The sequence below is a fragment of the Aeromicrobium sp. YIM 150415 genome, assembly GCF_016918125.1.
GTDB classification, from domain to species: domain Bacteria; phylum Actinomycetota; class Actinomycetes; order Propionibacteriales; family Nocardioidaceae; genus Aeromicrobium; species Aeromicrobium piscarium.
On the sequence record NZ_JAERWM010000023.1, the window covers coordinates 34823 to 55333 of the forward strand.

Sequence of the window (20511 nt, forward strand, 5' to 3'; positions counted from 1 at the left end):
GACCCATGATCGAGTTCCGATCGGTCGGCAAGCAGTTCGACGACGGCACCCGCGCGGTGTCGGACTTCAACCTCGTCGTGCCCTCGCACGCCACCGTGGTGCTGGTGGGGTCATCGGGCAGCGGCAAGACGACGCTGCTGCGCAGCATCAACCGCATGGTCGAGCCCACCGAGGGCCAGATCCTCATCGACGATGTCGATGTCGCTACACAGAACCCGGTCGAGCTGCGACGCAGCATCGGCTATGTCATGCAGCACGCGGGACTGCTCCCGCACCGCAAGGTGATCGACAACGTCGCCACCGTCCTGCGGCTGTGCGGGGTCCCCAAGAAGCAGGCCCTCGACCGATCCGCCGAGGTCCTCGGCACCGTCGGACTCGACTCCTCGCTCTACACCAAGTACCCGAGTCAGCTGTCCGGTGGCCAGCGCCAGCGCGTCGGCGTGGCCAGGGGGCTGGCCAACGACCCCAATATCCTGCTGATGGACGAGCCCTTCGGCGCCGTCGATCCGATCGTGCGTGCCGAACTGCAGACCGAGATGCTGCGCCTGCAGCGTGAACTCGAGAAGACCACCGTCTTCGTCACCCACGACATCGAGGAAGCCTTCGCGCTCGGCGACCAGGTCGTCATCTTGAAGCAGGGCGGCGAGGTCGCACAGATCGGCACACCCCAGGAGATCCTCGCGGATCCCGCGGACGACTTCGTGCGCAGCTTCGTCGGACTCGAACGCGGCCAGCGCGCTCTGCGCATCGAGGAGAAGGACGGGCAGCGCATCGTCGTCGACGAGTACGGCCGCCCGGCAGGGGTCCTTCAGTGAATTGGGCGTTCGCCAACCGGGATCTTCTCTTCGAGCTGACCTGGCAGCACGTGTGGGTCAGCGCCGTCTGCATCGTGCTGGGCTTCGCCCTGGCGCTCCCCGTCGGATGGTTCGCCTATGCGGCGGGGGGCTCGCCTCGCCGCTCGCTGCGTCAGCTGGGCGGAGGCGTCCTGAGCATCGGCAGCATCCTCTACACGATCCCGTCGCTGCCGCTGCTGGTGATCCTGCCGTCGCTCCTCGGGCTGCCGTGGCTCAGCGTCCTCAGCATCGTCATCGCGTTGACGGTCTACGCCTTCGCGATCATGGTCCGCAGCGTGGCCGATGCGCTGCGTTCGGTGCCGCCCATGGTGCTCGACTCGGCGACCGCCTGCGGATACAGCCGCACGCAACGGGCGCTCACCGTCACCCTCCCGCTGGCCGGGCCCGTGATGCTCGCCTCGCTGCGAGTCGTCTCGGTCAGCACCGTCAGCCTGCTGAGCATCGGCGCGCTCACCGGGGTCCGCAACCTCGGATCGTTGTTCACCAACGGCTACAACCGTGACTTCACGACGGAGATCGCCACGGGGATCGTGTTGACCGTGATCGTGGCCTTCGTCTTCGACGCGATCATCGTCGCCACCGGGCGGCTCCTCATGCCCTGGTCCCGGGTCGTGCGCGTGGGAGGCGGTGAGTGATGAGCCTCATCAACGACACGGTCGCCTGGCTGACCGATTCGGCGCAGTGGAGCGGCGGCTCGGGCGTCCCGTGGCGTATCGCCCAGCACCTGGGCTATACGGCCATCACCGTCCTCGCTGCCTCGGTCATCGCGGTTCCGCTCGGACTCTATGTCGGTCATACCGGGCGCTGGAAGAACACCGCGGTGCTGGCCACCGGCGCGTTGCGGGCACTCCCGACGCTCGGACTGATCACCCTCATCGTGCTACTGACCTCGGTGGGCCTGACGCCGGCGATCATCGCCCTGGCGGTCCTGTGCATCCCGCCACTGCTGGCAGGCATCTACTCCGGGCTGGAGGCGGTCGACCCGGCCACGGTCGATGCCGCACGCGCCCAGGGCATGACCGAGACCCAGGTCATCACCCGTGTCGAGCTGCCGCTCGCGATGCCGCTCATCATCGGTGGCCTGCGTTCCGCCGTGCTCCAGGTCATCGCCACGGCCACGGTCGCCGCGTTCATCGGCGTCGGTGGCCTCGGGCGGTACATCATCGACGGTCTCGCCGTTCGAGACACGCCCCGCGTCCTCGGTGGGGCGATCATCGTCGTGGTGCTGGCGCTGCTCATCGACGCCCTCTTCGCCGTCTGTCAACGGCTCGCCTTCCGGCATGCCTCGCCGGCCGATTCTCACCCCCAGCTGAAGGAGAAGACAGCATGAGAACCACACGCACCGCGCTCGTCGCGGCCGCTGCCGCGCTCGCCCTCACGGCCTGCAGCGATCCGAGCTCGTCAGGCGGTGGGAGCGACGACGACAGCACCGTCCGCATCGGCTCGGCCGCCTTCCCCGAGAGCGAGATCATCGCCGAGGTCTACGCGCAGGCGCTGGAGGCCGAGGACTTCTCGGTGGAGCGGCGCATGCAGATCGGCGCCCGCGAGGTCTACCTGCCGGCGCTCGAGAACGGCGAGCTGGACATGCTGCCGGAGTACACGGGCAACCTGCTCAGCTATATCGACTCCGAGACCACCGCCACCTCTCCGGAGGACATCGAGGCCGAGCTTCCCGATGCTCTTCCCGACGGCCTCGAGATCCTCGATCCGGCGCCGGCGGAGAATAAGGACTCCCTCAACGTCACCGAGGACTTCGCGAGTGAGAATGATGTCGCCTCGATCGCGGACCTCGCCGATGTCGACGGGTTGAGCCTCGCCGCCAATCCCGAGTTCGCCGAGCGGTCTTACGGCATCCCCGGGATGGAGCGGGTGTACGGCATCACGGGAGTCGACTTCACGCCGATCAACGACGGTGGCGGCCCCGCCACGCTGAGCGCCCTGCTCGACGGCACGGTCGACGTCGCCGACATCTACAGCACCACACCGTCGATCGTCGAGAACAACCTGGTGACGCTGGAGGACCCCGAGAACATGATCGCTGCGCAGAACGTGGTGCCGGTCATCAGCAGCGACACGGTCAGCGATGAGGCCATCGAGGTGCTCAACAAGGTCTCGGCCGAGTTGACCACCGAGGACCTGATCGAGATGAACACCCGCAACTCCGGCGACGAGAAGGCCGCTCCCGCCACGATCGCGAAGGACTGGCTCGAGGACAAGGGCCTCATCTAACCGTCGTCCCTCAGGCGGGTGGCGTGAAGGTCCAGGGTGCGTGGGGGAGCGCTGCGGGATCGAAGGTGTCGAGCAGCTGTTCCGGTGTGGAGCCGGTGAGTCCGAGCGAGCCGGTGATCGTGGCGAACACGTCGATGCCGCGTTCGGTGAGCTCGCGATAGGTCACGGCCCCGTCGCGCTTCGCGAGCCGTTGGCCCTCGGTATTGAGGGCCAACGGCACGTGGGCGTACAGAGGTTTCTCGATCCCCAGCAGCTCGGCGAGGTACGCCTGGCGGGGCGCTGACGTCAGCAGGTCGTCCCCGCGAACCACCTGATCGACTCCCTGATCGCCGTCGTCGACGACCACCGCGAGATTGTAGGCGGGCACGCCGTCGCCACGGCGCAGCACGAGATCGTCGACTCCCGCGGTCACCTCGCCGTGCAGGAGATCACGCACGGTCCACGTCTCCACATCCGACCGAAGCCGGATCGCCGGATTCCGCTCGACGCGACGCGACTCACGTTCGGCCGGCGTCAGGTCGCGGCACGTGCCCGGATAGGCACCCGGCGGCCGATGCGGTGCGCTCGGCGCCTCGAGGATCTCCCGTCGGGTGCAGAAGCACTCGAAGGTCCGTCCCTGGGTCACGAGCCCGTCGATCGCAGCGTCGTAGAGGGCACGGCGATCCGTCTGCCGGACGGGCTGGCCGTCCCAGTCCAGTCCGAGCTCGCGCAGGTCCTCGAGCTGTCGTTCGGCGGCCCCCTCTTTCACACGATCGAGGTCCTCGATCCGGACGAGGAACCCACGGCCGCTGGAGCGCGCGAACAGCCAGGCCAGCAGCGCGGTCCGGAGGTTGCCGATGTGCAGGTCTCCGGAGGGGGAGGGCGCGAACCGGCCGGTGGCGGACATGGTCTCCAGTATGGCGATGCCTGCCTCTGCGCTGGTGAGCACGGCGGCGATGGCGCGTGCCGTGAGCTCGACGACTGAGCGCGACCGTCAGTCGCCGTTGCTGGCGCGCCAGATCCGGTAGGCGATCGCGCCCGTGACGAGCCCGGCGAACACGCTGGCGGGCACCCAGACGAACCAAGGCCAGCCCGCCGCGAGGCCCAACGGAGCGCCGATCGCCAGCCAGGCAACGATGAAGGTGATGCAGGCCATCGTGACCACATAGGTGCGGTCCGGCGGTTGCGTGCTCATAGGAACCTCGGGCGGTGCGGAGCGCGGCGGCTCATGGTCCACAGTCCGCCATCCAGGCAGTCGAAGAAAGAGGCGTCGTCGCGCGGCGGCAGATCGCCGCGAGCCACGTGCGAGTCATCGAAGTGCAGGACGCCCCGGGCGCCGCACACGCACCGGGACGGCTCGCTCCAGGGACGCCGCGGCGCTGGTCCTGGACTCATGTCTCCAGTCTCACAGAGATGTCAACCGTCCTAGGCAGAATCGGTGTTCCCCGCGCGTCGCCTACGGTGGTGGCATGAGCGAACGGCCCACTACGCCGAGATCGTTTCTCATCATGGCGCGCGTCTTCTCGATCGTTCTCTTCGCATTCACGGCCATCCTGGTCGCCCGGCTGGTGGACGGTTCCGCCGACACCTTCGAGCTGATCCGAGCCGCAGTCTTCGTCGCGATGACTGCCTTCTGGCTTTGGTACGCCTGGTGGGGGCTCGCGCGCCATCGTTCCGGTCCGGGTGCGTAATGCGATCGGGGAGGTACTCGTGCGATACGGGCCATTGCATGGAGATCCTCGCCGCCGCGGCACGCGGAACGCACTGAGAGCGTCGGCGAGATTACGGGAGGGGTGGCTCTCAACCAACCCGTTTGAGTGTCTCGAATCGAAATCTGTGTGGAGCTGAACAAGCCGGATGACGAGTTGAAGGAAGCAGCCGACTCCGGGACCACCTGAGTTGGCTCCGGTGGAGCCGCACTCAGGTCGTCAGCACTTTTGATAAGGACATCTGGTACCCCCTACGGGATTCGAACCCGCGCTACCGCCTTGAAAGGGCGGCGTCCTAGGCCGCTAGACGAAGGGGGCCGGACCCGGCCAGCATAGTCGGTCGCCCCGCCACCCGATGCACCTGCCCGGCTGGACCGGGTGCGGCAGACTGGGCCGCGTGATGGAGATGAGCGAAGAGCGGTTCGAGCAGCTGTGCGTCGCCGCGCTCGAGCAGGTGCCCGAGGAACTGACGGCGCTGCTGGACAACGTCGTCATGTTCATCGAGGACGACGCCCCGCCCGAGGAGCCGCATCTGCTCGGTCTCTACCACGGCATCCCCCTCACCGAACGCGACTCGCACTACGGCGGCCACCTGCCCGACCGCATCACGATCTTCCGCAACCCGACCCTGGCGATCTGCGACAGCGAGGAGGAGGTCGTCGACGAGGTGCACATCACCGTCGTGCACGAGATCGCCCACTACTTCGGCCTCGACGACGACCGCCTCCACGAGCTCGGCTATGCGTGAGATCCGTCGCGCCGAACAGCGCTTCCACACGACCGGCGAGGGTGTCGAGACCTTCCACTCCTTCTCCTACGGAGCCCACTACGATCCCGACAACATCGCCTTCGGCGCGATCATCGCGATCAACACCGAGCACCTCGCCCCCGGAGCCGGCTACGACACCCACCGGCACAGCGATGTCGAGATCGTCACCTGGGTGCTCGACGGGCTCCTCGCCCATGAGGACTCCACCGGAGGCGGAGGTGAGATCCCACCCGGTCTCGCGCAACGACTGAGTGCCGGATCGGGAGTCGAACACACCGAACGCAATGCCTCGACGGTCGAGGGCCTGACCTTCGTCCAGATGATGCTGCGCAGCGACAACGAGGGCGACCCGGAGTACGCGCAGGCCGAGGTGGCTACCGAGATCGCCGGACTGTACCGGGCGGTCGACGTCCATGCCCCGGCCGAGCTGCGGGTCGCGACCCTGGGCGAGGGCGATGTCATCGAGATGCCCACCGCGCCGCGCACGCTCATCCACGTCACGCGAGGCGCGTTGCTCGTTGACGGCGACCGCCTCACGCCCGGTGATGAGATCCGTACGGACGACCCCGTGGGCGAGTTGCGTGCCGACACCGCGACCGAGGCCCTCGTCTGGCTCCTGAGCTGACCGCCAGATCCCGTTGAGTGTGGGAGGCGCCCCACATTCAACGGGATCTCGAAGACCTCCTCCGGTGCGCTGACAGAGGGGAGGGATAGCCTGCAGGTATGCACGGATGGGATCAACATCGCCAGGCCGTCGACGCGTTACGAACCTCCTACCGGTCCATCGCGCCAGGCTCGCCCATACGACTCGCCAAACGCACCTCGAATCTCTTCCGTCCGCGGCAAGCGGCCACGGGACCGGGACTCGACGTGTCCGGTCTCGGCGGCGTCATCGAGGTCGACCCGGTCGCCGGCACCGCGGACGTCCAGGGCATGTGCACCTACGAGGACCTCGTCGACGCCACCCTCCCGTACGGCTTCATCCCCACCGTGGTGCCGCAGCTGCGGACCATCACGCTCGGCGGGGCCGTGACCGGTCTGGGCATCGAGTCCACCTCGCTGCTCAACGGCCTGCCGCACGAGGCCGTCCTCGAGATGGACCTCCTCACCGGCGCCGGCGATCTCGTGACCGCCACCCCGGACAACGAGCACGCTGATCTCTTCGCCGCCTTCCCCAACTCCTACGGCAGCCTCGGCTACGCGGTGCGCCTGAAGATCCGGCTCGAGAAGGTGCCCCCGTACGTACGTCTGCGCCATGTGCGCACTGACGGCTCGACCGAGGCTGCCAAGATCATCGAGGAGGTCGCCGACTCCGCCCGGTACGACGGCGACCGTGTCGACGCCATCGACGCCACGGCGTTCACCCCCGACGAGATCTATGTGACGCTCGCGACCTTCACCGACGATCCCGGCCCCGTCAGCGACTACTCCGGCCAGCAGATCTACTACCAGTCGATCCCGCAACGCCGCTACGACCGGCTCACGATGTACGACTACCTGTGGCGCTGGGACACCGACTGGTTCTGGTGCTCCCGCGCGTTCGGCGCCCAGAATCCCTACGTCCGACGGCTCTGGCCGCGCCGCTACCGCCGCAGCGACGTCTTCCACAAGCTCGTCGGCCTCGACACGAAGTACGGGCTGAGCAAGATCCTGGACCGCTTCAAGAAGGTGCCCGGGCGCGAGAAGGTCATCCAGGACATCGAGGTCCCCCTCGAACGGATGGGCGACTTCCTCGAGTGGTTCGACGCCGAGGTCGGCATGCGGCCGGTGTGGATCTGCCCGCTGCGCACCTCCGGGGCCTGGCCCACCTACCCGCTCGAGCCAGGACGCATCTACGTCAACGCCGGCTTCTGGGGCACCGTCGTGGTCCCGGCCGACAGCCCGCCCGGAGCGGTCAACCGCCGCATCGAGACCGCCGTGCACGAGCTCGGCGGCCACAAGTCCCTGTATTCGGAGGCCTTCTACGACAGGCCGACTTTCGATTCGCTGTACGACACTGCCGGCCTCGATCGCTTGCGTGAGCGATACGACCCCGACGGCCGTCTCAGCACTCTGTATGACAAGGCAGTGAGGAATTCATGACGATCGACACCAATGCCAAGCTCTCCATCGCCGACGCGCTCGGGCGCATCATGCGGGGCGGACTTCCGTTCCGGTTCGAGGCATATGACGGCAGTGTCGGCGGTCCGGAGGATTCGCCGATCACGCTGCGGCTCGTCAACGAGCGCGGACTGTCCTATCTGATGACGGCACCGGGCGATCTCGGCTTCGCCCGGGCCTATGTGTCGGGCGACCTCGAGGTCGACGGCGACCACCCCGGCAACCCTTACGCGGCGATGTCGCTCATCATGAGCCAGCTGCGGTTCAGGGTGCCGTCGGCGGGGGAGATGCTGCAGGTCCTGCGCAGCCTCGGGCTGGAGCACCTCCGTCCCCCGGCGCCGCCGGCTGAGGAGCATCTGCCGAAGTGGCGTCGCGCGCTGGAGGGCCTGCGGCACAACAAGACTCGCGACGCCGCCGCGATCCACCACCACTACGACGTCTCGAATCGTTTCTACGAGCTCGTGCTGGGCCCGTCGATGACGTACACGTGCGCGGTCTTCCCGCATGAGAACGCGACGCTCGAGGAGGCGCAGTTCGAGAAGTACGACCTGATCTGCCGCAAGCTCGACCTCAAGCCCGGCGACCGGCTCCTCGATCTCGGCTGCGGCTGGGGTGGCATGGTGCGGCACGCCGCGAAGCACTACGGTGCGAAGGTGCTCGGCGTGACCCTCTCGCGCGAGCAGGCCGAGTGGGGACAGCAGAAGGTCGTCGAGGAGGGACTCGGCGACCTGGCCGAGATTCGGTTCAGCGACTACCGCGACGTCCCCGAGACCGAGTTCGACGCCGTCAGCTCGATCGGTCTCACCGAGCACATCGGCGTGCGCAACTATCCCGACTACTTCGCGTTCGCGCACTCCCGGCTGCGCGAGGGCGGGCGGATGCTCAACCACTGCATCACCCGGTCGGACAACACCTCGCGAGCCACGGCGGGCGCGTTCATCGACCGCTACGTGTTCCCCGACGGCGAGCTCACCGGCTCGGGCACCATCGTGACGGCGATGCAGAATGTCGGCCTGGAGGTGCGGCACGAGGAGAACCTGCGCGAGCACTACGCCCTCACCCTCAAGGCCTGGTGCGAGAACCTCGAGGCGAACTGGGACGAGGCGCTCGGCGAGGTCACGCTCGGACGAGCGAAGGTCTGGGGCCTGTACATGGCCGGCTCGCGGCTGGCCTTCGAGCGTGACGAGATCGAGCTGCACCATGTGCTCGGCGTCAAGCCCGATGCCGACGGCAACGCCCACTACCCGCTGCGCCCCTCGTTCTGATCCGTCCGCCGGGCGGTGAGCTGTCACGCACCCGGTCCGTGGGCGGTGAGCCATCACGCACTATCGGCCTCGACGTGCGGGATAGCTCACCGGCCGCAGACGGCGGGCGTGCTGCCCGCGCCCCGGCCGCCTCACCCGGTTCGATAGGTTCGAGGCGTGCGTATCGCGACCTGGAATGTCAACTCCATCCGCAGCCGGATCGACCGCGTTCTGGCCTTCCTGGAACGTCACGATGTCGACGTCCTGGCGATCCAGGAGACGAAGTGCCGTGAGGACCAGTTCCCCGGTCTCGAACTGCAGTCGATGGGATACGAGTTCGCCCACTTCGGCGTCAACCAGTGGAACGGTGTCGCGCTGATCTCCCGCGTCGGGCTGACCGACGTGCATCGCCAGTTCGCGGACGATCAGCCGCACTTCGGTGAGATCCTCGAACCGCGTGCCATCGGAGCGACCACCGGCTCCATCCGGATGTGGAGCCTCTATGTCCCGAACGGACGCGAGCTCGACCACGAGCACTACGCCTACAAGTTGGACTGGCTCAAGCGCCTCGAGGCCGCCGGGCGCGGCTGGCTCCAGGCCGACGACCAGGCACAGGTCGCGCTGACCGGCGACTGGAACATCGCCCCCGAGGACGACGACGTCTGGGATATAGCCGAGTTCGACGGCAGGACCCACGTATCGGAGCCTGAGCGCGCCGCGTTCTCGTCCATCGTCGAGACCGGGTTCAGCGATGTCGTCCGTCCCCACACTCCGGGCCCCGGCGTCTACACCTACTGGGACTATCAGCAGCTGCGGTTCCCGAAGCGCCAGGGCATGCGGATCGACTTCATCCTGGGCTCGCCGGCGCTCGCCGCGCGCGTGACCGATGCGTTCATCGACCGCGAGGAGCGCAAGGGCAAGGGCGCCAGCGACCACGCTCCCGTCGTCGTCGATCTCGCCGACTGAGACACACCCTCGCTACGTCCGACTTTTGCCGGGTTGTGGCCCTTCACGAGCACTCCTGAGGGGCCACAACCCGGCAAAAGTCGGACCTGGAGGGATCAGGACTGGTCGGGGATCTCGATCGCGTTGAGGCGGCTCTTGTCGACGAAGCCGGTGCGGAACGACGCACGGCCCACCATATGCGCCGAGACGGGCGCGGTGAGCATCTGGAAGATCGCCACCACCACGATCACCGTGATGTCGCCCAGGTCCTGAGCACGCAGCGCCAGCCCTGCCAGGATCAGCAGGAGCCCGAGGGTCTGCGGCTTCGTGGCCGCGTGCATGCGGGTCAGCAGCTCGGGAAAGCGAAGGATGCCGATACCCGCGACCAGCGCGAAGCTCGCTCCCAAGATCAGCAGCGCCCCGGCGATGTAGTCGATCATCGGATCTCGTCCTCTCGCTGCGTCTGCTCAGGCGTATCGGGGCGCTTGGCCGCGCTGCGGTCCGAGTCCGGCGCGGCATAGCGGGCGATGCTCACCGAGCCGAGGAAGGCGACGAGAGCCAGCGCCACCAGGACCGGCAGGGTGTTGGTGTGGTTGTTGACGGCCGCCTCCACGCCGATCGCGCCGACACACGCGGCGACGAACACGTCGGCGGCGACGGTGCGATCGAGCATCGTCGGCCCGCGCACGATGCGGACCATGCACAGGACGCCGGTCAGCCCCAGGATGATCGCGCAGATGATGCCGACAGTGGTCATGCCTTCGCCCCCTCAGCCCGCAGCTGATCGCGACTGGTCTCGTAGTCCTCACGGGAGCCGAAGGCCGCGAGGACCCGATGCTCCTGGAGTCGCGCCTTGTGCCGCGCCGACTCGATCGCCTCGGGTGTCGAGCCGTCGAGCACGTGCAGCCACATCCGCCCGGTGTCGGCGTCCAGCTCGATCAACAACGATCCCGGCACCAGTGAGACGAGTTCGCCCGTCATTACCTGCAGGAGATCGGACTTCCCGACCAGATGCACCTCGATTACCGCGCTGCGCGGGGGAGCGATCGGGCGGATCGCGATCCAGGCCACCTGGAAGCTCGCCACCACCAGATCGAAGAGAAAACGCGCGAGCAGCACCAGCGCCGACAACGGGCGGAAGCGTCCGTGCAGGTCGACCGAGGGGAAGGGGAAGACCACGATCACCAGGGTCGCGACGATGAGGCCGCCGATCACGTTCAGGACGGTGACCTCGCCCCAGAGCATCGACCAGACGATGGTGAGCCCGACGATGACGGGGATGCGCAGCCGGTTCACTTGCTCAACACCGCCTCTATGTAAGGGGTGCGCTCGAGCAGTTCGGTCGAGGCGCGGTCGGCATAGCCCATGATCGGGCCGGCGAACACCGTCAGCCCGACCGTGACGAGGGCGAGCGCGAGCGTCGGCATCGCCATGCGCGCCGGGAGCCGGGAGTCGTCCTCGAGCTCCTTCCAGCTCGTCGCCCGCTGGGTCTTGGTCGCCACGCTCTTGGTGCCGTGGAGCGAGCCGCCGGTGGGAGTCCAGTCCATCGTCAGCGACGCGGAGGGCAGCTCATCCTCGTCCTTGGGCTGCCAGAAGGCGCGATTCCAGATCTTGGCGATCGCATAGAGCGTCAGCAGGCTCGTGGCGATCGCCGCCACCACACCGGTGGCCGCCAGCCATTCGTGGTCCTCGACACCGGCCTGGACGAGGGCCAGCTTGCCGAGGAAACCGGAGAAAGGCGGGATGCCGGCGAGATTCATCGCCGGAATGAAGAACATGATCGACAGGATCGGGGCGAGTCGCGCCAGGCCGCCGAGGCGGTCCAGGTTGGTGGTCCCCGCGCGGTATTCTACGAGCCCGGCCACCAGGAACAGCGTGGTCTGCACCGTGATGTGGTGGGCGATGTAGAAGACGGCGCCCTGCATGCCCAGTTGGGTGCCGAGGGCGATGCCGAACAGCATGTAGCCGATATGGCTGACCAGCGTGAAGGACAGGACACGTTTGATGTCCGATTGTGCGACCGCGCCGAGGATGCCGATCACCATCGTCAGGATCGACGCCCAGAGCAGCAGGGTGCGTAGCGTGTCGGGCGTGAACAGCAGGGTCTGCGTCCGCAGGATCGCGTAGATGCCGACCTTGGTCAGCAAGCCGGCGAACACAGCGGTCACCGGGGCCGGGGCGGTCGGATAGGAGTCCGGCAGCCAGGCGTAGAGCGGGAACACCGCCGCCTTCACCGCGAAGGTGAGCAGGAGCAGCAACTGGAGCAGCGTCGCGACACCCGTCGGCAGCTCGCCGAACCGGGTCGCGAGCTGCGCGAAGTTGACGGTTCCGGTCGCCGCGTAGACGGCGCCGATGGCGATGAGGAAGAGGACCGAGGAGATCAGGCTGACGATGATGTAGATCGTGCCCGACCGGACGCGGGCGTTCGTGCCGCCGAGGGTGATCAGTACATAGGACGATGCCAGCAGGATCTCGAAGCCGACGAAGAGGTTGAACAGATCGGCGGAGAGGAAGGCATTGGAGACGCCCGCGCTCAGCACCAGGAAGGTCGGATAGAAGACCGAGAGCGGTGTCTCGCGCCCGTACTCGACGATGCCCTGGCCGATCGAGTACAGCAGGACCACCAGGGTCACGATCGTGGACACGATCAGCATCAGCGAGCTGAACCGGTCCGCGACCAGACTGATGCCGAGCTCGGCCGGCCAGCCCGCGACATTGAAGGTCTGAGGACCGAAGGCGTCGGCGCGATACAGCAGCGTCGCCGATGCGGCGACCACGAGCGCCAGGGTGACGATGCTGATGATGCGCTGGAGGAAGGCATAGCGCCCGAAGGCCAGGCAGAGCCCGGCACCGAGCAGCGGGAGGATGACCGGTGCGAGCACCAGCTGTTCGAGGATGTGTTCGCTCATCGGGCGTCCTCCCCGCGAGGGCTGTCCGTGGAGACCCCGATGTCATCGGGCTCGTCGGCACCCTCCTCGTCGGGCAGCGACTCGTCGAGCTCGGTGTCCTCGAAGGTGGTGGAGGCTTCGTCGCGTTCGGCTCGGCGGCGGATGAAGTCGTCCTCGAGGTCGTCTTGCACGTCGTCGGTGCCGGTCAGCTGGAACGCGCGATAGGCCAGGGCCAGGCCGAAGGCCGTGACGCCCATCGTGATGACGATGGCGGTGAGAGCCATCGCCTGAGGAAGCGGGTCGCTCATCGGCCCCTCGCCCTCGCCGATGAGCGGGGCGCGTCCGGCCGGTCCCGAGGCGATCAGCAGCAGGACGTTGAGGCCGTTGCCGATCAGCACGAAGCCCACCAGGATGCGGGTGAGACTGCGCTCGAGCATGAGCGTGACGCCGGTGCCGACCATCACGCCGGCCACGATGACGAGGATCAGGTTGGGACTCATGCCGTCACCTCCTGCGGGGAGGGATGCTCGCGCTCGTTCATGCGGGGGTCGCCTCCTCGTCGAGATCCTCGGCCTCTGCCTGCTGGTCGATGCCCGCTCCGAGGCTGCGCAGGACGTCGATCGCCAGGCCGACGACGACCAGATAGACGCCGATGTCGAAGAACACCGAAGTCACCAGATGCAGTTCGCCGAGCGGGCCGAGCGGGATGTCGAAGATCGCGCTCTGCAGCACTCCTCCGCCGAGCAGGGTCGGGATGATGCCTGAGAGGGCCGCGATCGCGAGCCCGGTGCCCAGGACGAGTCCGGCGTCCACCGGAGCCGCGTTGTCGAGCTCCTCGCGGCCTCCCGCGAGATAGCGGATCATCAGGGCCAGGCTCGCGATCAGACCGCCGGCGAAACCGCCGCCGGGGGAGTTGTGACCCGCGAGCATGAGGTAGATCGAGAACACGATCACCGTGTGGAAGATCAGGCGCGTCACGATCTCGAAGACGATCGAGCGGCGGGCGTCGTGCAGGTTGGCGGCCAGCCACTGATTCGAGTCCGGCGTGACCACGCGGTGCGGGCGGCTCAGGTTGCGCGTGGAGCGATCGGTGATGAGGAAGATCAGGCTCGCGACACCGGTGGCCGCGACCACCAGCACGCTCAGCTCGCCGAGCGTGTCCCAGGCGCGGATGTCCACGAGGGTGATGTTGACGATGTTCTTGCCGCCGCCGTACTCGTAGGCGGGGTCGGGCCAGCCGGCGGAGATGGGGTCGGCGATCCGGGCGTTGGAGGAGATCAGCGCGACCCCGGCCACCAGGAGCCCGACACCGGTGCCGATCGCGATGCGCACCCAGCGCATCACGTTGAAGGGCCGGTCGGAGAAGAACGGGGGGAGGCGCCGCAGCACGAGCACGAAGGTGACGAGCAGGAAGGTCTCGACGAGCACCTGGGTGAGGGCGAGGTCGGGGGCGCCGTGGGCCACGAAGAGGATGGCGGTGCCGTATCCCGTCAGTCCGAGTAGCAGGACGGCGCGCAGGCGACGCCGTGAGCGCACGGTGAGGACCGCGGCGATGATCATCAGGATCCCGGCGGCCATCTGGAGGTAGTTGTCGGCCAGTCGGATATCGCTCACCTGGGGTGTCTCCCAGGCGCGGATGAGCGCCCAGCCGGGGACGATGATGAGCGTGACGAGGATGACGCCGAGGTAGAAGGGCAGTGAACCGCGCTGCGTGCGGCCGGTCACCTCGACCGCCAGGCGATCCACTCCGCGCATGATCGCGTGATAGGAGCGGTCGGCATCGGGCATCGGCAGCCGGTCGACCACGGCGTGCTGGGCCACCGCGACCGGCCGGCGGAAGTAGAACAGCGCGAGGCCCGCGACGATGCAGAGGGCCGAGAGCCCGAGCGCCGGGGTGACCCCGTGCCAGAGTACGAGGACGGGCTCGTGGGCCCCCTCCGGGAACGCCTCGGCGTAGGAGGCGACCCGCGGCGTGAGCCAGCCGCCGACGAATCCGCCCACCACGGTGAAGATCGTGATGAAGACGGGAACGGCCTGGAAGCCCGGGGAGAAGCGTCGTGGCGCGCAGAGCGGGACGTTCGGCTTGCTGCCGAACGCGCCCCAGACGAATCGCGCCGTGTAGGCCATCGTGAGGATCGACCCGGCGACGATGCCGGCGAGGGCGAGCCAGCCGCCGAGGCCCCAGCCGAGATCGTGGCCGAGGTCGACATAGGCGGTGAGGGCCGCCTCCTTGGCGGTGAAACCGAGCATCGGCGGGATGCCGGCCATCGAGCCTGCCGCGATGAGCGTCGTGACGAACAGCACCGGACGGGCTTGGCGCAGGCCGTTGAGCTCACGCAGGTCGCGGGTGCCGACGGACCGGTCGATGATGCCGACGATGAGGAACAGCGCCGATTTGAACAGCGCGTGCGCGAACAGCAGGGACAGAGCGGCGAAGCCCGCGGCGCGGGTGCCGGTGCCGGCCATCGCGACCAGGAAGCCGAGCTGGCTGACCGTGCCGTAGGCGAGCAGCAGCTTGATGTCGTACTGCCGCAGTGCGCGGAGGCCGCCCACGATCATGGTGAGGATGCCCAGCGTGACCAGCAGGGGTCGCCAGCCCGGTGTATCGGCGTAGGCGGGGGCCATGAGTGCGACGAGGAACGCACCGGCCTTGACCATGGCCGCGGCGTGGAGGTACGCGCTGACGGGGGTCGGTGCGGCCATGGCGCCGGGCAACCAGAAGTGGAACGGGACGAGCGCGGACTTCGAGAGCGCGCCGACCAGGACGGTCATGACACCGGCGGTCACCCAGGCGTTGGGCTCCGGCGGGGAGGCGATCATCTCGCTGAGCAGCGCCGTGCCGCTCTGCACGTAGAGGATCACCAGCCCGATCAGCATCGTCAGGCCGCCGAACGTGGTGACGATCAGGGCGCTCATGGCCGCGCGGCGGTTGGCGCGCCGATCCGGGTTGTGACCGATGAGCAGGAAGGACAGGACGGTCGTGAGCTCCCAGAAGGTGTAGAGCACGAAGACGTTGTCCGAGAGCACCAGCCCGAGCATCGCGCCGGCGAAACCGGTGAGAACGCCGGCGAAGCGCCAGATCTCCGGGTCGCCGGGGCGGAAGTACCACGAGCAGTAGATGAGGACGAGTGCCCCGATGCCGGTCACCAGCAGGGCCAGGATCGCCGCGAAGGGACCCATGGCGAAGTCGAGGTCGAGTCCGATCGACTCGACCCAGACGATCTGCTCGACGACTGCCTCGCCGGTGCGCGTGACCTCGAGGGTCTTCGGCAGCAACCAGGCGAAGGAGAGGGCGGGGGCCAGCGCCATGATCCAGAAGGCACGGCGGTCCAGCAGGCGAATGAGGGCAGGGGCGACCGCAGCGGCGAGGAAATGGAGCGCAATCAACCAGAGCATGGTTGACCACAGCGTAGCGGAACGGTCCCAGCTGCGCCGATCTGAGTATTGTGCGCCGGCCAGCGAGAAACGTCCAGTGGTGTCACCATGAGGGCATGTCCGAAGAACGCCAGGAGGCCACGGAACCCCGCGGTGTCGAGCCGCCTCGGTGGGCGCGGCGGGCGGTCGTCATCGTGGTCGCCGTGCTGTTGGTTCTGGCCGCGTACGCTCTCGCGGCAGCGTTCTTTCCCCGCTGGTGGGGGGAGCGCATCGGCGCCTTGGTCGGCGGTTCGACGCCGACCGGGGTTCTCTGGGGGCTGTTGATCGGCGCCGTCTTCGCGGCTCTGCCGGTGTTCGTGCTGGCCTTCGTGCTGAGGCCGCGATGGAAGGTCCGGGCTGCTCTGGTGCTGCTCGCGGTCCTGCTGGCGGTGCCCAATCTGCTGACGTTGTCGGTCGTGCTCGGTGGGAACGACGCCGCGAGTGACGGACGCGATATCTGGTCGCGCGAGGCGCCCGGCTTCGTGACCGGGACCTGGATCGGCGTGGCAGCGGGGGCGCTCGCCGCGGTCCTGTTGATTCTGGCCCGCTGGTCGGCCGTCCGGAGGAGGCGGCAGCTCGGTGTCCTGCGCCGCGACCTGGAGGTCAGCTCCGAGTCGGACCGGCTCCATCGTGAGGAGGCCGATCGGCTGCGGCGCACGGCAGAGGAGCGCGAGGAGGCCGAGCGCCGTCGAGACGAGCCGCCCGACCTCGCCGAGAACCGCTGACCGCGGTGTCGCTCGCTGCCGCGGGCTGACACTCATGCCGTTCTTCGATGCGGCGGAGATGGGGGCGATTTGCCGTCACGGTGCTCGCGCAGGCGTGATCGATCGCGCGCAGGATGTGCCTCTGTGGCTGTCCCCGCAATCACAGAATCACCTCTTGCGTCGATCCCGGCCGGGTTCACGAGGAGTGACGGCGATTCTTCGGGACGGCTGGCGTTCGAGCATCCGCATCACGGAGGTCTCGCTCATCTAGGATGATTCCAACCAGACCGAGTCGGGAGTGACGATGACGGTGCACGAGGACCAGGCGGCGGACACCGAAGGACCCGCTGCCGATGACGTGCTGGTCGTCGACGGCCTGTCGCGACGTTTCGGCGATCTGATGGCCGTGGACGAGGTGAGCTTCCGCATCGCTCCGGGTGAGACCTATGGTCTGCTGGGGCCCAACGGAGCCGGCAAGACCACCACGATCTCGATGGTCGCCGGACTGATCCGCGCGGACGCGGGCACGGTGCGAGTGGCCGGTCAGCCGATGTCCCCTTCGCACCCCCAGCCCAAGCGTCACATCGGTCTGGTGCCGCAGGACCTGGCGATCTATCCGGAGTTGTCCGCCCGGGAGAATCTCGTCTTCTTCGGCCGGCTGCAGGGGATGGGTGGCGCCGATCTCAAGGGCCGTGTCCAGGAGGTCCTGGACCTGATCGGCTTGGCCGACCGGGCGAAGGACAAGAGCAAGAACTTTTCCGGCGGCATGAAGCGGCGCTTGAACATCGGCATCGGGCTGCTGCACGAGCCGCATCTGCTGATCCTCGACGAGCCGACGGTGGGCGTCGACCCGCAGTCCCGCAATTCCATCCTGGAATCGGTGGAGCGGCTGTCTACCGCTGGAATGGCCGTGCTGTACACCACCCACTACATGGAGGAGGCCGAGCGTCTCTGCGACCGGATCGGCATCATCGACACCGGCCGGATCCAGGCCGAGGGCACGCGTGACGAGCTCATCCGGCTCACCGGGGGTGTGGACCAGATCCGCTTGGCCGGCACCGGTGACCTCCCGCAGGCGATCGAGAGCCTCCGGCAGCTGTCCGCGGTCGAGCAGGTCGACCACGACGGTCTCGCGCTGCGGCTGACGGTCCACGATGCGCCCACCGCCGTCGCCGAGATCGTCACACGAGCCACCGGTGCCGGGATGTCACTGGCCGATGTGGAGATCACCCGACCGGATCTCGAGTCGGTGTTCCTCCAGTTGACCGGCAAGGCCTTGAGGGACTGACCTATGGGCCGCATCTGGACGATGACCGCCGCAGACCTCAAACAGCGCATCCGCGACCGGTCGGTCATCATCTTCGCGATCGTCGTCCCACTCGCGCTCATGGGGATCCTGAACCTGATCATCGGAGGGGCCGAGGAGGGCACCGAACTCGGCGACATGACGGTGGCCGCCTCGGTTCCCCAGGGCGATGCCTCCGCCGGCGCCATCGTCAGCGCGCTCGAGGGCATCGACGGGCTGTCGATCACCGTGGACCAGGTCGACGAGGATCGGGCTCGCGCCGAGGCTCGCGACGGGACCGCCACCATCGGATTGCTGATACCCGAGGGCTTCGGCGAAGGCCTGAGCAGCGGAGACGGGCGCGATATCACCGTCATCGAGGGTGACGGCGCCGGGCTGGAGGGCCAGGTCCTGACCTCGGTGCTCACCGGCATCGTCGACCGCTTCGGGGCCGCGACGGTCGCGACACAGGCGGCCGGCGCGCTCGGCGTGCCTCCGACGGATCTGGAGGCCATCGCGCAGGACGTGGCCACCGCCGAGCCGTCGATCTCCCTGGTCGACGGGCAGGCCTCCGACGAGCAGTTGAGCGACTCCGGGGCGCTGGTCGCCGGTCAGGCCGGGCTGTTCCTGCTCTTCACGGTCGGCTTCGGCGTGCTCTCCCTGAACGCCGAGCGGGACCAGGGAACCCTCCCGCGCCTGTTGTCGATGCCGATGCGCCCGAGCGCTGTGCTCATCTCGAAGGGGTTGGTCAGTTTCCTGCTCGGCATCGTGGCGACGACGATCCTGCTGGTGGTGGGCGGCCTCATGTTCGGTGTCGATTTCGGCTCGCTGCCGGCGGTGGGCCTGCTGGTCCTGTCGGTCGTGACAGCGGCGGCCTCGTTGATGTTCGTCATCGCGCGCGTGGCCAAGACCGCCGAGCAGGCCAATATCGCGCAGTCGATCATCGCGGTGACCCTGGGCGTCGCGGGTGGGGCGTTCTTCCCGCTGGCCGCGTCGGGCCTGCTCGCCAGGCTCTTGGACCTGAATCCGATCGCCGCCTTCGTCCGTGGTCTGGGGATCACCTCCGGGGGCGGCGGTGTGTCCGACATCGTCGGACCGGTGCTCATCATGCTCGGCTTCGCCGTCGTGGTCGGTGCGATCTCTCGCCTGGTGCCCGACCGTGGGACGTCCCTGTGAGGGCCGTGGCAGCCGTCGCGTGGGCGGAGTTGCTGCGCTTCCTGCGCGACAAGTCGAATATCTTCTTCGTCTTCGTGTTCCCGATGCTGCTGGTGTTCGTGCTGGGCTCGACCTTCGGCGGCGGTGGCACCCAAGGCGGCGTGCAGGTCGTGGGCGAGAGCGGGGCGCTGCGCGATGCCGTGGTCGCTCAGCTGGAGTCGCAGGATCTGTCCGTCCGTGTCGCGGATGAGGACGAGGCGCTCGAACAGGTGTCACGAGGCCGGGCCGCCGCCGGGCTGATCCTTGCCGATGGCGCGGAGGATGCCTACGCGCGTGGCGACCGCATCGAGCTGGAGGTCGTGCCCGCGGCGGGAGCGGCGGGGATGGCCATGCGACAACAGGTGGCCACGGCGGTCGAGACGCTCCAACTGGATCGCGCCGAGCTCGATGCGCTCACGCAGCGTGGCATCGAGGCACCCGCGGCGGAGTCGGCCCTCGATGCCGCGAAGGAGCGGGTGACGCCACCTGGGGTCACGGTCCGCGATGTCGACGACGTCGCACAGGCCTTCTCCGGCGTCGGCCAGTTCGAGGTGGGCGCCACCTCGCAGCTGCTGCTGTTCGTCTTCCTGACCTCGCTGGCAGGGTCGGCGACCCTGATCCAGGCCCGGCGCGAGGGGGTGATCGCCCGATCGCTCTCGGCGCCGGTGCGATCGGGGCAGGTGCTGATGGGCCAGGCGACCGGACGATTCGCCATCGCGATGTTCCAGGGCCTGTACATCATGGTCGCCACCGCGCTGATCTTCGATGTCGACTGGGGCGATCCGCTGCTGGCCGTCCTCATCCTGGCGTGTTTCGGTGCGGTGGCGGCGGGAGCGGCCATGCTGCTCGGCTCGCTCGTCGACAATGAGGCGGCCGCGAGCGGGATCGGCGTCGGGCTGGGCCTGGTGCTGGCCGGTCTCGGCGGCGGCATGGCCCCGTTGGAGATCTTCTCCGACACCCTCCGCAGGGTCGCCCACATCACCCCGCATGCCTGGGCCTACGACGCCTTCGCCGATATCCAGCGTCATGACGGCGGGCTGATCGATATCCTGCCGCAGCTGGGTGTGCTCGTGGCGATGGCCGCGGTGGTCCTCGCCGCCGGCACCTGGAGCCTGCGCCGCAGCGTCGAACGCTCGCTCTGAGCACTCGCTGCCCGGTCCACTCCGCGACCCCTGTCGTTAGGCTTGCGACAGAGTG

Annotated in this window: 22 protein-coding genes and 1 tRNA gene; 14 read left to right on the forward strand and 9 right to left on the reverse strand. The window is 68.0% G+C overall.

All coding sequences use genetic code 11. The features are described 5' to 3' along the window. Positions 1–5: 5 nt before the first annotated feature. Genes JL108_RS14870 through JL108_RS14885 form a run of 4 tightly spaced genes read left to right on the forward strand, consistent with a single transcriptional unit; the run spans position 6 to position 3083 of the window. Positions 6–815, forward strand: a complete 810-nt coding sequence (locus tag JL108_RS14870) for an ABC transporter ATP-binding protein (RefSeq protein ID WP_143914495.1) — start codon at positions 6–8, stop codon at positions 813–815. Beyond that, positions 812–1489: an ABC transporter permease gene (locus JL108_RS14875; RefSeq protein ID WP_143914496.1), complete on the forward strand. Its 678-nt coding sequence runs from the start codon at positions 812–814 to the stop codon at positions 1487–1489. The genes JL108_RS14870 and JL108_RS14875 overlap by 4 nt, the downstream gene beginning before the upstream one ends. Further along, on the forward strand, positions 1489–2184 hold the full coding sequence (locus tag JL108_RS14880) for an ABC transporter permease (RefSeq protein ID WP_205199002.1): 696 nt from the start codon (positions 1489–1491) through the stop codon (positions 2182–2184). Before JL108_RS14875 ends, JL108_RS14880 begins: the two co-directional genes overlap by 1 nt. Beyond that, positions 2181–3083, forward strand: a complete 903-nt coding sequence (locus JL108_RS14885) for an ABC transporter substrate-binding protein (protein ID WP_205199003.1) — start codon at positions 2181–2183, stop codon at positions 3081–3083. Before JL108_RS14880 ends, JL108_RS14885 begins: the two co-directional genes overlap by 4 nt. Before the next feature lie 10 nt (positions 3084–3093). Here the strand turns inward: JL108_RS14885 and gluQRS are convergent, their stop codons facing one another. Together gluQRS and JL108_RS14895 are read right to left on the reverse strand one after the other, a co-directional pair. Further along, complete coding sequence (gene gluQRS / locus JL108_RS14890; protein ID WP_205199004.1) at positions 3094–3969, reverse strand: tRNA glutamyl-Q(34) synthetase GluQRS; 876 nt, start codon at positions 3967–3969, stop codon at positions 3094–3096. Positions 3970–4056: 87 nt separating this feature from the next. Continuing rightward, a complete protein-coding gene (locus JL108_RS14895) occupies positions 4057–4257 on the reverse strand; it encodes a hypothetical protein (RefSeq protein WP_205199005.1) in 201 nt (66 codons plus the stop codon). Positions 4258–4531: 274 nt separating this feature from the next. Between JL108_RS14895 and JL108_RS14900 the strand changes: the two genes are divergently transcribed. Continuing rightward, positions 4532–4753 carry a hypothetical protein gene (locus tag JL108_RS14900; RefSeq protein ID WP_205199006.1) on the forward strand — a complete coding sequence of 74 codons (222 nt, stop codon included), beginning with the start codon at positions 4532–4534 and terminating at the stop codon, positions 4751–4753. Between the two features lie 260 nt (positions 4754–5013). Here JL108_RS14900 and JL108_RS14905 read toward each other — a convergent pair. Beyond that, positions 5014–5089: transfer RNA gene (locus JL108_RS14905), tRNA-Glu, on the reverse strand. A gap of 82 nt (positions 5090–5171) precedes the next feature. Between JL108_RS14905 and JL108_RS14910 the strand changes: the two genes are divergently transcribed. The 5 genes from JL108_RS14910 to JL108_RS14930 all read left to right on the forward strand — a co-directional run bounded on the left by JL108_RS14910 (position 5172) and on the right by JL108_RS14930 (position 9850). Further along, on the forward strand, positions 5172–5519 hold the full coding sequence (locus tag JL108_RS14910) for a metallopeptidase family protein (protein WP_240191120.1): 348 nt from the start codon (positions 5172–5174) through the stop codon (positions 5517–5519). Further along, entirely contained in the window at positions 5512–6165 is a 654-nt protein-coding gene (locus JL108_RS14915; RefSeq protein WP_205199008.1) for a pirin family protein, read from the forward strand. The genes JL108_RS14910 and JL108_RS14915 overlap by 8 nt, the downstream gene beginning before the upstream one ends. Positions 6166–6263: 98 nt before the next feature. Further along, the gene (locus JL108_RS14920; protein ID WP_205199009.1) at positions 6264–7622 is read left to right on the forward strand and encodes an FAD-binding oxidoreductase; all 1359 of its coding nucleotides are present in this window, start codon (positions 6264–6266) and stop codon (positions 7620–7622) included. Beyond that, positions 7619–8905, forward strand: coding sequence for a class I SAM-dependent methyltransferase (locus JL108_RS14925; protein ID WP_205199010.1), 1287 nt, complete (start codon positions 7619–7621; stop codon positions 8903–8905). Before JL108_RS14920 ends, JL108_RS14925 begins: the two co-directional genes overlap by 4 nt. Before the next feature lie 156 nt (positions 8906–9061). Further along, complete coding sequence (locus JL108_RS14930) at positions 9062–9850, forward strand: exodeoxyribonuclease III (protein WP_205199011.1); 789 nt, start codon at positions 9062–9064, stop codon at positions 9848–9850. Positions 9851–9945: 95 nt separating this feature from the next. Here the strand turns inward: JL108_RS14930 and mnhG are convergent, their stop codons facing one another. From mnhG to JL108_RS14960, 6 genes are read right to left on the reverse strand one after another with little or no spacing between them, the layout of a single operon-like run. After that, positions 9946–10269: a monovalent cation/H(+) antiporter subunit G gene (mnhG, locus tag JL108_RS14935; protein WP_205199012.1), complete on the reverse strand. Its 324-nt coding sequence runs from the start codon at positions 10267–10269 to the stop codon at positions 9946–9948. After that, complete coding sequence (locus JL108_RS14940; RefSeq protein ID WP_205199013.1) at positions 10266–10586, reverse strand: monovalent cation/H+ antiporter complex subunit F; 321 nt, start codon at positions 10584–10586, stop codon at positions 10266–10268. Before JL108_RS14940 ends, mnhG begins: the two co-directional genes overlap by 4 nt. Further along, a complete protein-coding gene (locus tag JL108_RS14945) occupies positions 10583–11125 on the reverse strand; it encodes a Na+/H+ antiporter subunit E (protein ID WP_205199014.1) in 543 nt (180 codons plus the stop codon). Before JL108_RS14945 ends, JL108_RS14940 begins: the two co-directional genes overlap by 4 nt. Next, a complete protein-coding gene (locus JL108_RS14950; RefSeq protein WP_205199015.1) occupies positions 11122–12738 on the reverse strand; it encodes a Na+/H+ antiporter subunit D in 1617 nt (538 codons plus the stop codon). Before JL108_RS14950 ends, JL108_RS14945 begins: the two co-directional genes overlap by 4 nt. Next, positions 12735–13217: a Na(+)/H(+) antiporter subunit C gene (locus tag JL108_RS14955; RefSeq protein ID WP_143914510.1), complete on the reverse strand. Its 483-nt coding sequence runs from the start codon at positions 13215–13217 to the stop codon at positions 12735–12737. Before JL108_RS14955 ends, JL108_RS14950 begins: the two co-directional genes overlap by 4 nt. A 37-nt stretch (positions 13218–13254) precedes the next feature. Continuing rightward, positions 13255–16113 (reverse strand): Na+/H+ antiporter subunit A, encoded by a 2859-nt coding sequence (locus JL108_RS14960; RefSeq protein WP_205199016.1) that lies wholly within the window; start codon positions 16111–16113, stop codon positions 13255–13257. 95 nt (positions 16114–16208) lie between these two features. On the opposite strand from JL108_RS14960, the gene JL108_RS14965 reads away from it, so the two are divergent. From JL108_RS14965 to JL108_RS14980, 4 genes are all read left to right on the forward strand, one after another. Further along, on the forward strand, positions 16209–16856 hold the full coding sequence (locus JL108_RS14965; protein ID WP_205199017.1) for a hypothetical protein: 648 nt from the start codon (positions 16209–16211) through the stop codon (positions 16854–16856). A gap of 283 nt (positions 16857–17139) precedes the next feature. Continuing rightward, positions 17140–18123, forward strand: coding sequence for an ABC transporter ATP-binding protein (locus tag JL108_RS14970; protein WP_205199018.1), 984 nt, complete (start codon positions 17140–17142; stop codon positions 18121–18123). Between the two features lie 3 nt (positions 18124–18126). Continuing rightward, on the forward strand, positions 18127–19296 hold the full coding sequence (locus tag JL108_RS14975) for an ABC transporter permease (RefSeq protein WP_205199019.1): 1170 nt from the start codon (positions 18127–18129) through the stop codon (positions 19294–19296). Between the two features lie 5 nt (positions 19297–19301). Next, positions 19302–20456: an ABC transporter permease gene (locus tag JL108_RS14980; RefSeq protein ID WP_205199020.1), complete on the forward strand. Its 1155-nt coding sequence runs from the start codon at positions 19302–19304 to the stop codon at positions 20454–20456. Positions 20457–20511: the final 55 nt, after the last annotated feature.